Here is an 11,330-nt window from a genome sequence, read left to right on the forward strand (position 1 = left end):
CCGGTTTACAGTTGCAGGATGCGTCGGGTTTCTTCCACCGGATCCTCCGCATTCAGGATGGTACCGCTCAGAGCGATGCCTGTCACTCCCGTCTGCATGATTTCCGGAATGTCTGCCCGTGTGATACCGCCGATGGCTACGATGGGCAGGCTGATGCCCCGCTTTTTCATTTCCGCCGTGATGTTCCGATATCCCTCAAGACCGAGAATCGGCGAGAGCTTTTCTTTGGTTGTCGTAAAGCGGAACGGTCCGCAGCCGATGTAGTTCGCACCTCTCTGGGCATGCATCACGACATCCTCGATGGTGTTTGCCGTGCCGCCGATAATCACGTCCGGTCCGAGGATTCGGCGTGCCTCGTCCACCGGCATATCCTTCAGGCCCAGATGCACTCCGTCGGCCTTTACCCGGTGCACCCATTCCACATGGTCGTCGATGATGAACGTGGCTTGATAGCGGTCGCACAAGCGGCGTACCTGTTCGGCAGTCTCGATGAATTCCTCTTCGCCGGCCTGCTTCATGCGCAGCTGAATCCAGCGGCATCCGCCCTCGAGCGCCATGCGTGCCGAGTCGAGATAAGAGAAACGCTCATTATGATGCGTGATAAACTGTAATTGCAGCATAACTATATGTTTACGGGTTATACAATTCGTACCGACGAATTCATGTCAAGGGGAGCGCGCCATGCCGATGTCCGGACAGAATGAATCTGCACCTCCGGAGCCCGAAAAACCATGCCGATAAAGAAAAGGATTGGTTTGTCAAAAAACAATTCCTACGTCGGTATAATCCGCTTCAGGTTCATAGGGTATAATCTCAGCCCGCCAAGCAAACGGGCACCCCTTTGTTTCTTCGTCAGCCACAAAGTTAGGAAAAAAAAGTGAGAAACAAAGAAAATCTGTTCTTTTCTTTGTTTCTCACCCGCGGAGGAGATTACTCCTCCAATTCGCCGTGATAGGAGATGGACTGCCGGCGCATGGCCTGCACTCTGATGTCGGACAATCCATTGTTCCACAACGTAACATAATAGGTATAAGTATCTCCGTTGTTGCGTGCGTCGAAGGAAATCACGGTTTTCTCTTTCCGTTCGGGAGTGATTTTCAGATTCATGACCGGTCCTTCGAACACCAGCCCCTTGTCGTTGGGCATCTGGGGAGTATAGGCTTCGCCAAAGTAAGGCAGATCCGAGAACACGGAATCATTGCGCAACTCCAGAGAGTAATAAGTGGTGAGCGAACGGGCGCGGCGGTTTTGCGGATACATCTGTGTGACGTGGACCTTGAAGGCTTTTTCCTGCAAAGCCTTTTTGACGATTTGCGCCGTGTCGCCGTTTCCGGTCATGTTTTGTCCTGTTGTGCTGCGTGCGCATCCCGGAATTATGGTCAGTGTGCATCCGCCGAGCAGGGTCAGGATGCAAAGGTTTTTCAGTTTCATAGTGGTTTGTTTTTCTTTGATTTTGGTTTGTTTTGCGGTAAATATACGGATAAAAAGATAAAAACCACCGTTTTGATAGGAAGAATAAACCAAAAATAAAGAATATTAAGCGCAGGTCATGTTTCCTTACAAAAATGAAACAACCGCAGCAAAATGCGGTTACCGTTTTTCGGTGGCCGTTTTCTCTGGAAACCGGAAAACGGGTGAGGGGATAAAAAGGGGAAAGGCCTTACCCGAGGGTAAGACCTTTCTAAAATGTTTGTTTGAAAGAAGCGAAAGAAATTAAAATGTTTATGCTTCAGCAGGAGTTTCAGTTTCTTCTGCAGTAGCCTCGGCAGCAGCCTCTGTCTCAGCCTGAGCAGCAGCGGCAGCAGCTTTCTTTTCAGCTACTTTCTTAGCGATCTCTTCATTAATTTTCTTCTCAGCGTCCAGACGAGCAGCAGCAGCAGCCTTAGCGTCAGCAGCCTTCTTTGCTTCGAAAGCCTCGATACCCTTCTGCTTGTCGCTCTTCCAAGCCTCGAATTTAGCCTGAGCGGTAGCCTCATCAAAAGCACCCTTCTTTACACCACCACGCAGGTGTTTCATCAAGTACACACCTTCGTTAGAAAGAATGTTGCGAACAGTATCAGTTGGCTGTGCGCCAGCTTCTACCCAATAAAGAGCGCGATCGAATTTCAAATCTACAGTGGCCGGATTGGTATTCGGGTTGTAAGTACCAATTTTCTCTGTAAACTTACCATCACGTGGTGCTCTTACGTCAGCGATAACGATGCTATAGAATGCATAGCTCTTACGTCCTCTACGCTGTAATCTGATTTTAGTTGCCATAAATAATTTTTAATTGTTTATAGGTTTGAAATATGCCATTAACTCGTAATAGCGGCGCAAAGTTATAACAAAACTTTGATTTGCCCAAGGTTTGAAGCCTGTTTTTTTTAAATGTAGATTTTTTAACGGTATTTTTCCTTTGTGAGAGCCTTTTTGCGTCCTTTCCGCCTGTCTGCATGGGATTTGGCGATACGGCTTTCCGGCCGCCTCATACTGTTTCTGAATTCTCTAAAAGATCTCTTTCCATGTTAATTTCTTGTTTCGTTTAAAACTTGTTTTGATAAAAAAAGTTATATATTATATTTTGGAATTCGTTTTTTATTATATTTGGCAATATTGTTTTAAACTTTTGAATTATTATGATGAGAAAATTACCTATTTTTTGTGCTCTTTTGTGTGCGGGCGTTTTCGTTTCTTGCAGCACAGAGATGGATGACTTGCAGCTGTCTGCTCCTACAGAAAAGGTAGAAAGCGGAAATTCTGATGCCGGTCAGTTCTTTCCGGTAGAGGACGGTGCAGTGGCTCTTGAAGGTACCTATCACGAAAAAGCCATGAAACTTCTTAAAGCCGGCAATCCGGAGCAGGGGCTTTCTTTGTACGATACGCAGATCACCACAGAGCAGTATCAGGAAATCAAGGATTATGTGGATAAGATTGTGGCTGGAATGACATCTCAGAAAGCCATTCACGACTGTCTTTTGACTTGGGTGTTTAACAGCATTGAGTATACGGAGTCGGACAACGATCCTTATCCCGTATTCAAGAACCGAAAAGGAATCTGTCAGGGTAAGGCCAATCTGCTCAAAGTGATGCTTCTTTCCCAGAATATTCCAGCTGTCAGTGCCAACGGATTTACCTGGGGACAGGGACATGCGTGGCTGTATGTTTGTCTTGATGGAAAATGGTATTTGAGTGATCCGACCAACAATTTCATGCTCGATGCGGATGATGCGAATGCCTGCAAGGACTTTAATCCGTATTTCCTGGAGTGGACCGTTTTTGAGGATGACAAGTCTCTCGTGGAGTATAGTGGCGGTGAATTGACTCTGGTAAAAATCAAGTCCGGCGACACGAAGTATACAGTTCCTTACAGCGCCAAGGGTTTTATACTGACGGCTTTCAATCCTGAGTCTGCGTTTCCGGAAGAGATTAAGGAAGTGTATATCGGAAAGAACATTGCATCCATTGGCTATCAGGGAGTGATTGGTCTGAAAGTGCACGGCAAATCGGTAGAGCAGGTGCATGTGGATCCGGCCAATCCCTATCTGGAGGAATATGAGGATGTGATTTATCTGAGAGAAGGCGACACCACCACTCCTTATTTCATTCCTAATATGCTCAAACGAATTGTGCTTAAGCCTAATAAGGTTTATGGCAAGGAAGTCGTTTCGGGACATGACTATGTGGAAGAGATTGTATTCCCCGAAGGTGTAGAGGTTATTTCCGATTATGCTGTTGAGAGCTGCCCAAGGCTGAAACGGATTTATATTCCTGAAAACGTTGTTCTTGGAAAACGTGCCTTCTACAATGTGCCTCAGGATTGTGAAGTGATCCGCGAGAAGACCGAAACCGGTATTCCGACTATTACCGTTGATTAAATCCGGGAACAGTTTTCCGTTTGCGGAAAGGTTCTTTTGAAATAAGAAAGCCCTTCCGGCAATTCCATTCACTCGGGATGGAGCGCGCCGGAAGGGCTTTTTGTATGGTCATTTCCCGCAAGGGGAGGGGTGTATGTTTATTTCTTCACCATCAGACAGCTCTTGATGATGTAGTAGATGAGCACCACATAAACCACGAGCGACAGCACTTCGCTCCACGGATTGGCCCACCAGTCGCCAAACTCGAAGGAGATGCCGCCGAATTTCATGGCTGCGCTCACCACACCCATCAGCGCACCGCCGGCAATGAATCCCGAAGCGATCAGGGTGCCGCGTTCGTTGCGCAGTTCATTCAGGGCTGTGTCCTTGCTGCGGCTGTTTACGTACCAGTTGATGATACCGCCCACCAGCAACGGCAAGTTCAGTTCCAGCGGGATGAACATACCCAAGGCGAATGCCAGTGCCGATACGTTGCACAGCGTGAGCACGATGGCGATTACGGCACCGATGCCATAGAGCAACCAAGGCGCTCCGGCACCGCTCATCAGCGGTTCGATCACAGCCGCCATGGCGTTGGCTTGCGGGGCAGCCAGCTGTCCGCTGGTGAATCCGTATGTCTTGTTCAGAATCATGATGACAGCGGCTACGGTAGCGGCGGATACCAGGGTGCCGAGGAACTTGTAGGTTTCCTGTTTCTTCGGTGTGCTGCCCAGCCAGTAACCGATCTTCAGGTCGGTGACAAACGAACCCGCACTGGCCAGAGCCGTACAAACCACACCACCCATGATGAGCGCTGCCACCATACCGCCGGTGCCTTTCAAGCCTACGGCCACCATGATGATGGAAGCCAGAATCAGTGTCATCAGCGTCATGCCCGAAACCGGGTTGCTGCCCACGATGGCAATGGCGTTGGCCGCTACGGTGGTGAACAGGAAAGAGATGACAGCCACGAGCAGGATGCCCACGATGGCAAAGAGCAGATTGCCCTGCATGATGTCCAGATAGAAGAACAGGAAGATGGCGATGAGCGTGATCACGGAGCCGATAGCCACAATCTTCATGGACAGGTCGCGCTGGGTGCGCTCCACTTGCTTGTTGCCTTCGTTCTTTCCCTTCATTTCCTGGGCGGCCAGGGATACGGCTCCCTTGATGATGCCCCAGCTCTTGATGATACCGATGATGCCCGCCATGGCGATACCGCCGATACCGATGCTCTTGGCATAGGCAAAGATCTGTTCGGGCGAAGCACTCGCCGCGGCAATCACTTCACTGCCACTGCTCACATTCAGGTCGGGCCAGATGGCAGCAATCAGCGGAATGATGACCCACCATACGGCCACGGAACCCAGACAGATGATGAGCGAATATTTGAAGCCCACGATGTAGCCCATACCCAGTACGGCCGCACCGGTGTTGATCTTGAATACCAGCTTTGCTTTGTCGGCCAGATCCGTGCCCCACTGCATACAGCGGGTGGTGAAGTTCTCGTTCCACAGACCGAAGGTGGCTACGGCGAAGTCATACAGTCCGCCAATCAGTCCGGCAATGACCAGATGCTTGGCCTGTCCGCCGCCTTTTTCGCCCGAGATAAGCACCTGAGTGGAAGCGGTGGCTTCGGGGAACGGATATTTTCCGTGCATGTCCTTCACGAAATATTTGCGGAAGGGAATCAGGAACAGGATACCCAGTACACCGCCCAGCAGCGAGGCGATGAACACCTCCATGAAGTTGACCGTCATTTCCGGGTATTTGGCCTGCAGGATATACAGCGCCGGCAGTGTGAAGATGGCTCCCGACACCACCATGCCCGAACAGGCACCGATGCTCTGAATCATCACATTCTCGCCCAGAGCACCTTTGCGGCGGGTGGCTCCGGCCACACCTACGGCAATGATGGTGATGGGGATGGCGGCTTCAAACACCTGACCCACTTTCAGGCCCAGATAGGCAGTGGCTGCCGAGAAGATTACGGCCATGACCACACCCCACAGCACCGACCACAGATTCACCTCCTTGTACTGTCGCTGCGGCGACATGAGCGGTTCATACTGCTCGCCCGGTTTCAGTTCCCGAAAGGCATTTTCGGGCAGACCGGTAAATTTTTCTTGATTTTCCATAAGGGTAAACAGTTATTGTTAGTAATTAATTTCTGAAAGAGCAAAATTAAGAATTTTATACGATTTGCACAACTGTAGCCTTACATTTTGACAAAATGATATTTCGGCGGGCTGAGATTCCAGTTTTTACGTATTCATGGAAGGGAGAGTGTAAAAATCGCAGTCTCAGGTCTCTTCGGGAGCTGTAAGATGCTGTCTTATTGTGAGTAAGCTGCTTTTATTCGTGTCTGCTCCTTGTGTGAAATAGCCGTAAGAGCCGTTTCTTTTCTGCTTTTTAGAGCCGTTTTTTCTTTCTTCGGGATGCTTTTTTCCACTCATCCTGACCGTTTGGGAAATTTACCACGGTGTTTTCCGGCAACCACTGTGGTTCTTCGTGCGGTTTCCTGTGGTCGTGGCGCAGGGTTATCGGTTGTTTTTTGCATAAAATCGGTATATATACCTGTTTTATGCGGTGCAGCTCTGCATATTTATGCAGCTTTTCTTCCCGATTTGTGCTTTGGGATGCGGTGTGCGTCAGCAAATCGGCAAAAAGAGTGACAAAAGGAAAGTGTTGGGGCTGTTGTGCTGTCGTTGTGCCTTGTCCCGGATTTTGTGCAGGGAGATTTATCAGATAAAAAAGTAAAATACTGCGGCTGCTTTTTCTGTCATTTTAATTACTTTTGTGGATATAAGTATGAAAACCTCTAAAAAGACAGAAATCATGAAACTGAAGAATTTATTTGGAATTTTCCTTTTGCTGTTTCCGCTGTTCCTGACAGCCTGCGATGAGGAGACTGAAAAGGAGTCCGGTCAGCCGAGTGTAACTTGGGAGTATGAGAGTCTGATGTGTGAAGGCTACAATGCCAACGGGGGAAATCCCTACATCATTGATGGTGAGGAGCATCCGGTGAATTATCCTCTGGGCAAGCTCATTACCCGCGACGAAATGGGTGGTGAGAAGGATGTTAAGATTTGTTTCGGAGACGACGGTATTCTGTATACTTTCGTATCCGGATGGAGAAAGGAATCATCTTATCGGATAGAAGGAAAGAATCTGATTCTCGATGAGGGATGCACCTTCTTCTTTCCGATGAATCAGGAGGCTCCTCCCGGATTTGGAGCAAGCACCGTGACCCATGAGATTCTGGAATGGACGGATAAGAGAATTTCCATTCGGGAAGTGCAGACAGATGCCAGCACAGGCACCCGGTTGATCTTTACCAATAATTTCCGGAGAGCGGTTTCGGAGTAATGAAAAAAGGAATGCGCCCCTACCAGCTGAGGCGCATTCCTAATTCTATGTTAAAGTTTAGTGGTTTGTCTGTATAGATGGTTTGTATACTTTTGTCGGGCACAATGTGCCAGGCCAGTCCCGGTTCGGCATAAATGCCCAGATGGCGGGTGCAGTTGAACTGGATGCCCGCTCCGCACAGAGCTGTATATTGCAGTCCCTGTATCCGGATGTCGTTCCGGTCGGAACTTACCTTTTGTTTTTCCTTATAGTAATCCGTGGTTTCTTTTCCTGCTATATCTTTTTCGAACAGCATGCCGGCCTGCGCATAGGTCTGCCAGTGTCTGTTCTGCCAGAAAGTGTAGTTCACCTTTATGGGAATGCCCAGCAGGTGCAGTCGCTGGTCTGTCTTATAAAAATAGCTGTTACCGCCCGAACGGAGTTCCGAGCGCAGCAGGGTATAGGTGAGTCCGCTCTCCAGACTCCAGACATCATTCAGACGGTACTGGAATTTCACCCCGCCCGTGATAGGCTGATGATGGTTGATGTCGGTCTCGGGAGTACCGTTCTTGTTGTAGAGCAGAATGTCTGTCAGATGCGATTCGCCCCAGGTACTGCCGTTGATGGTAGCGGTGTGGAACTTACCCTTGTTGATGTCTCCCTGTCCGCCATAGTTCAGTTGGGACTGGGGGATACCCTGCGTTGCTGCCATAGCCAGTGCCCAGCGTTGTGCCGTGCGCGCAGGTTGGTGGTCGGGCTGGATGCTGCCGGACTTTCCGCTGGAGCCGGATTTTGGGTAATGTATGCGGTCCAGTTCGCGTACTGTTGCTGTCTCTTCCTCTTGTGCCGGGCTTTCCGTTGCCGGTTGTTCCTCTTCCTTTACCGCTGTTTCTGCCGTCGGCAATTCCTCCTTGGTCGTTGCCGGAACCGTTTCCGGAAGTCCCTGTTCGTGGTGGATGCGGTCCGGTGCAGCCGCTATCGGTGCCTCCTGTTCCGGCGCTTCAGTTTCCTGCTCCGGTGTTTCGGCCTTGGAGTCGGCATTTCGGGCTATGGTCTTTGGCATTTCGGCCGTCAGGTGCGGGGCACCGGCCGGTATCTCCTTCGGTCCGTATTCCCCTCCCAGCCACAACGCCAGCAGGGCACAGGCTGCCGCCGCTCCGCTCCACAGGGCAGCATACAGCGGGCGGTGCTTCGTTTTCTTCTCGGCTGCGGGCTGTTTGGAAACTTCTTCCAGCCGGCATTCTATCCGGTTCCACAAGTCATCGGGAACCGTTTCTTCGTGATGTTGCAGTTTTTGGCGCAACTGGTCAGACCATTTGTCATCCATAAGCATTTTGTTTTTTATATCGTTTGATCCATTTGCCAAGCAGTGCCTTGGCTTTGTAAAGTTGTGAAGAAGAGGTCTTTTCCGCGATGCCGAGCATTTGGGCAATTTCCTTGTGGCTCTTTTCTTCGAACACATAAAGGTTCAGCACCGTGCGGTAGCCGGGCGGCAGTTCGCAAATCAGCTCCTGCAACACCTGGGCGGGCACCTTCTCCAGTTCGGGAAAAGGTTCTTCGATCTGTTCCGACTCCCTTTGCAGGTCCTCCTGCACCAGTATGAACGATTGCAGTCTGCCTTTGTTTTTCAGAAAAGACAGGCATTCGTGCACGGCAATCCGGTTGATCCAGGCTTCGAGCGATCCTTCTCCCCGATATTCAAAAGAAACAATGGAAGTGAAGATTCTGATAAAGATGTCCTGCAACACATCCTTACAGTCTTCTTGATGTCCGATATACCGCATGCACACCGAGTTCAGCTTTCCGGCGTATTGCTGGTAAAGCCTGCGCTGGGCGTCCCGGTTGTTTTGTTGCAGTTCCCGGATCAGGTTTGTTTCTTTATTGCTTTTCATGCCAATCTGTACCGTATTTTTTAGGAAAAACGGTTGGAACCTGAAATCATGGGCAAGGTTCCAACCGGACTGAAGATAATAATGACTTTATTCTATTTCTTTAGGACTTATTGTTTATTGAGTAGAATTTGATAGGGAATAGAATGGAAAGTCTGAACGGTATCTTCATTAATGATCAGTTTGTTTGCTTGTAGGTTTAGTTTTAGTTCTCTGTCGAATATACTGTAAGCTCCTGTCTTCTCTTCGTCGAACACCACCTTGATCTGATAGGTTGAATCGCCGCGGGTGTAGTCGAAACGGAGTGTGTCGGGCTGGGTAGCCACCCACACGGTGTCGAAGGTCAGGTTGATTTCTCTTTCATATTTCATGGTGTAGGCCACCTGTTCCGGATAGCTGATGGAATCGGTAATGCTGTCGCCGGCCAGAATACGGATAATATCGTCTACGGCCATGTCGGCAATGTAGATAGAGTCCAGGCCTACAGAAGCTGCCGTTTCGTTCAGCTGTGTGGAGTCGGTACTCGGAGTCTGGATAGTGCCCTGATAGTTGCCGATTACGGATTCGGCGGTGGGAAACTGGAATCCACCGTTTTCTTCATTGCTGCAAGAGCTGAATCCAAGAATGCCAATCAGAGCCGGAGCGATAAATTTATATGCTTTTTTCATTGTTTACTGTTTTATGGGTTGATACATATTTGCTTCGAGTACTCGCCTATATAAACAGCGCAGAGGATGATTTACTGCCTGAGACGGCTTTGGTTTAACATTCTTTTGCTTTTTACCGGTTTTTCCAGTATATTGACTTATTGGAAGAGCCCTATAAACCATTGCATCAGTTGGCCAATCCACAGAGCAAGCAGATAGATGAGCGCGCAGAGCACTACAATGGCCAGAGCCATCCATACGGCCTTGCGGCGCACGGCGGCAACGGTTTTCCGGTCGTTCTCCACGTAGCGGGTAATCATCCGGCAGTTTTGTATGAACGAGCGGTTTACGAAATCGAGCACCGCACCCACCCCGAAGGGGAGCATGCCCAGCACCACATCGGTCAGCATATTGTAAATAACGGCTAAGGTAAGAGGCAACGAACGGATCTGAACGATGCATAGATAAATGAGCGGCAGTGAGAGCAGCGCTGTCGTTACGTCGCCGATGCCGGGAATCAGACCGATGAGCGGGTCCAGATAGTAGCGGTCCATCCATTGCGCCAGCTTTTTCATAAAGAGGAAAGAAGCCGACTGCTGTATATCCTGTTTTTGTTTGTAAGAGGTATTCATAAAAGAAGTAAACTTTTGAATATAAGTAAGTGCTCTTGAATACGTTGGCAGATGATTCTTTCTGAAAAAGAAGATCTTTTGCCTATATAACTGCTGTTGAATTGCTAAATATAATTTTATTAGGGGGCAGTTGTTTGATGGACAGCCTTTATCATCATGACCGGGTATTCTTCATTTCTTTCGGATCTAACTGTCGGATTACACGGCAGGGATTTCCCACCGCCAGTGAATTGGCTGGAATATCTTTGTTGACCACACTTCCGGCACCGATCACACAGTTGTCGCCGATGGTGACTCCGGGCAGTACGCACACCTGTGCCCCGATCCACACATTGTTGCCCACACGGATGGGGTAGGCGTACTCCAGTCCCTGGTTGCGCGGTTCCACCTGTAACGGATGACCGGCGGTGTAGAAACCGCAGTTGGGAGCCACAAACACATTGTCGCCAAAGGTTATTTTGGCACCGTCAAGTATCACGCAGTTAAAGTTCATGAAGAAATTCTCTCCGATTTCTATGTTATACCCGTAATCACAATAAAAGGGTTGCTCGATGATGAACTGCTTGCCGGTGCGTCCCAACAGGCGGCGCAGCAAGTCGGCGCGCTCCTCGGTTTGCAGCGGCGACAGCCGGTTATATTCAAAACAGAGCTGTTTGCATTGTTGGCGTTCAGCTATCAGTTCGGCGTCGTTGTTGGCATCATACCATTCGCCACAGTGACATTTTTCTTTTTCTGTTCGCATAAAAGTGCTTTTCTTTATGAGGTTTCAGACACAAAGATAGAGGGAAACTTTTACATTGTTCCTTTATTTTATAGGCTTTAACATGTTGCAAGGGATGGTTCTTTGCATGGTGCCACTTGGTTTAAAGAGAAAAAGAATGTTCAGAAAAAGGAGGATGTTGTGGAAGCAAAGTGCTATCTTTGTGTGTTTGTTTATAACCTCAAATCCGCAACTAAGCTCTTCAGCGTCCTTCTTGC

11 protein-coding genes and 1 riboswitch are annotated in these 11,330 nt (G+C 49.1%); of the genes, 2 read left to right on the forward strand and 9 right to left on the reverse strand.

What is annotated here, in order from left to right:
- Positions 1–5: 5 nt before the first annotated feature.
- The 3 genes from DXA74_RS10085 to DXA74_RS10095 form a co-directional block, all read right to left on the reverse strand.
- On the reverse strand, positions 6–620 hold the full coding sequence (locus DXA74_RS10085; RefSeq protein WP_118527215.1) for a thiamine phosphate synthase: 615 nt from the start codon (positions 618–620) through the stop codon (positions 6–8).
- 132 nt (positions 621–752) lie between these two features.
- A riboswitch (TPP riboswitch) is annotated at positions 753–851 on the reverse strand.
- Positions 852–930: 79 nt separating this feature from the next.
- Complete coding sequence (locus DXA74_RS10090) at positions 931–1,431, reverse strand: DUF4251 domain-containing protein (RefSeq protein WP_147401082.1); 501 nt, start codon at positions 1,429–1,431, stop codon at positions 931–933.
- A gap of 291 nt (positions 1,432–1,722) precedes the next feature.
- Positions 1,723–2,259: a 30S ribosomal protein S16 gene (locus tag DXA74_RS10095; RefSeq protein ID WP_118527219.1), complete on the reverse strand. Its 537-nt coding sequence runs from the start codon at positions 2,257–2,259 to the stop codon at positions 1,723–1,725.
- A 359-nt stretch (positions 2,260–2,618) separates the two neighbouring features.
- On the opposite strand from DXA74_RS10095, the gene DXA74_RS10105 reads away from it, so the two are divergent.
- A complete protein-coding gene (locus DXA74_RS10105) occupies positions 2,619–3,857 on the forward strand; it encodes a transglutaminase domain-containing protein (RefSeq protein ID WP_118527223.1) in 1,239 nt (412 codons plus the stop codon).
- Positions 3,858–3,994: 137 nt separating this feature from the next.
- Here DXA74_RS10105 and DXA74_RS10110 read toward each other — a convergent pair whose 3' ends face one another.
- Positions 3,995–5,974: an OPT family oligopeptide transporter gene (locus tag DXA74_RS10110; protein ID WP_118527225.1), complete on the reverse strand. Its 1,980-nt coding sequence runs from the start codon at positions 5,972–5,974 to the stop codon at positions 3,995–3,997.
- A gap of 700 nt (positions 5,975–6,674) precedes the next feature.
- Between DXA74_RS10110 and DXA74_RS10115 the strand changes: the two genes are divergently transcribed.
- Positions 6,675–7,205 carry a hypothetical protein gene (locus tag DXA74_RS10115; RefSeq protein ID WP_118527227.1) on the forward strand — a complete coding sequence of 177 codons (531 nt, stop codon included), beginning with the start codon at positions 6,675–6,677 and terminating at the stop codon, positions 7,203–7,205.
- Positions 7,206–7,224: 19 nt separating this feature from the next.
- Here the strand turns inward: DXA74_RS10115 and DXA74_RS10120 are convergent, their stop codons facing one another.
- The 5 genes from DXA74_RS10120 to DXA74_RS10140 all read right to left on the reverse strand — a co-directional run bounded on the left by DXA74_RS10120 (position 7,225) and on the right by DXA74_RS10140 (position 11,094).
- Positions 7,225–8,511, reverse strand: a complete 1,287-nt coding sequence (locus DXA74_RS10120) for an outer membrane beta-barrel protein (RefSeq protein WP_158576055.1) — start codon at positions 8,509–8,511, stop codon at positions 7,225–7,227.
- Positions 8,504–9,076, reverse strand: coding sequence for an RNA polymerase sigma factor (locus DXA74_RS10125; protein ID WP_118527231.1), 573 nt, complete (start codon positions 9,074–9,076; stop codon positions 8,504–8,506). The genes DXA74_RS10120 and DXA74_RS10125 overlap by 8 nt, the downstream gene beginning before the upstream one ends.
- A gap of 107 nt (positions 9,077–9,183) precedes the next feature.
- Positions 9,184–9,741, reverse strand: coding sequence for a DUF4840 domain-containing protein (locus tag DXA74_RS10130; RefSeq protein ID WP_118527233.1), 558 nt, complete (start codon positions 9,739–9,741; stop codon positions 9,184–9,186).
- Positions 9,742–9,878: 137 nt separating this feature from the next.
- Entirely contained in the window at positions 9,879–10,352 is a 474-nt protein-coding gene (locus DXA74_RS10135) for a DUF4112 domain-containing protein (protein WP_233550512.1), read from the reverse strand.
- 154 nt (positions 10,353–10,506) lie between these two features.
- On the reverse strand, positions 10,507–11,094 hold the full coding sequence (locus DXA74_RS10140; RefSeq protein ID WP_118527235.1) for a sugar O-acetyltransferase: 588 nt from the start codon (positions 11,092–11,094) through the stop codon (positions 10,507–10,509).
- Positions 11,095–11,330: the final 236 nt, after the last annotated feature.

The sequence above is a fragment of the Bacteroides sp. OF04-15BH genome, from assembly GCF_003477995.1.
GTDB lineage: Bacteria > Bacteroidota > Bacteroidia > Bacteroidales > Bacteroidaceae > Paraprevotella.

Excerpts from the sequence above, each read along its gene's own strand:
- DXA74_RS10140 (WP_118527235.1), bottom strand. The coding sequence starts at position 11,094 with ATGCGAACAGAAAAAGAAAAATGTCACTGTGGCGAATGGTATGATGCC.
- DXA74_RS10135 (WP_233550512.1), bottom strand. The coding sequence starts at position 10,352 with ATGAATACCTCTTACAAACAAAAACAGGATATACAGCAGTCGGCTTCT.
- DXA74_RS10090 (WP_147401082.1), bottom strand. The coding sequence starts at position 1,431 with ATGAAACTGAAAAACCTTTGCATCCTGACCCTGCTCGGCGGATGCACA.
- DXA74_RS10115 (WP_118527227.1), top strand. The coding sequence starts at position 6,675 with ATGAAACTGAAGAATTTATTTGGAATTTTCCTTTTGCTGTTTCCGCTG.
- DXA74_RS10120 (WP_158576055.1), bottom strand. The coding sequence starts at position 8,511 with ATGGATGACAAATGGTCTGACCAGTTGCGCCAAAAACTGCAACATCAC.
- DXA74_RS10130 (WP_118527233.1), bottom strand. The coding sequence starts at position 9,741 with ATGAAAAAAGCATATAAATTTATCGCTCCGGCTCTGATTGGCATTCTT.
- DXA74_RS10105 (WP_118527223.1), top strand. The coding sequence starts at position 2,619 with ATGATGAGAAAATTACCTATTTTTTGTGCTCTTTTGTGTGCGGGCGTT.
- DXA74_RS10125 (WP_118527231.1), bottom strand. The coding sequence starts at position 9,076 with ATGAAAAGCAATAAAGAAACAAACCTGATCCGGGAACTGCAACAAAAC.
- DXA74_RS10110 (WP_118527225.1), bottom strand. The coding sequence starts at position 5,974 with ATGGAAAATCAAGAAAAATTTACCGGTCTGCCCGAAAATGCCTTTCGG.
- DXA74_RS10095 (WP_118527219.1), bottom strand. The coding sequence starts at position 2,259 with ATGGCAACTAAAATCAGATTACAGCGTAGAGGACGTAAGAGCTATGCA.
- DXA74_RS10085 (WP_118527215.1), bottom strand. The coding sequence starts at position 620 with ATGCTGCAATTACAGTTTATCACGCATCATAATGAGCGTTTCTCTTAT.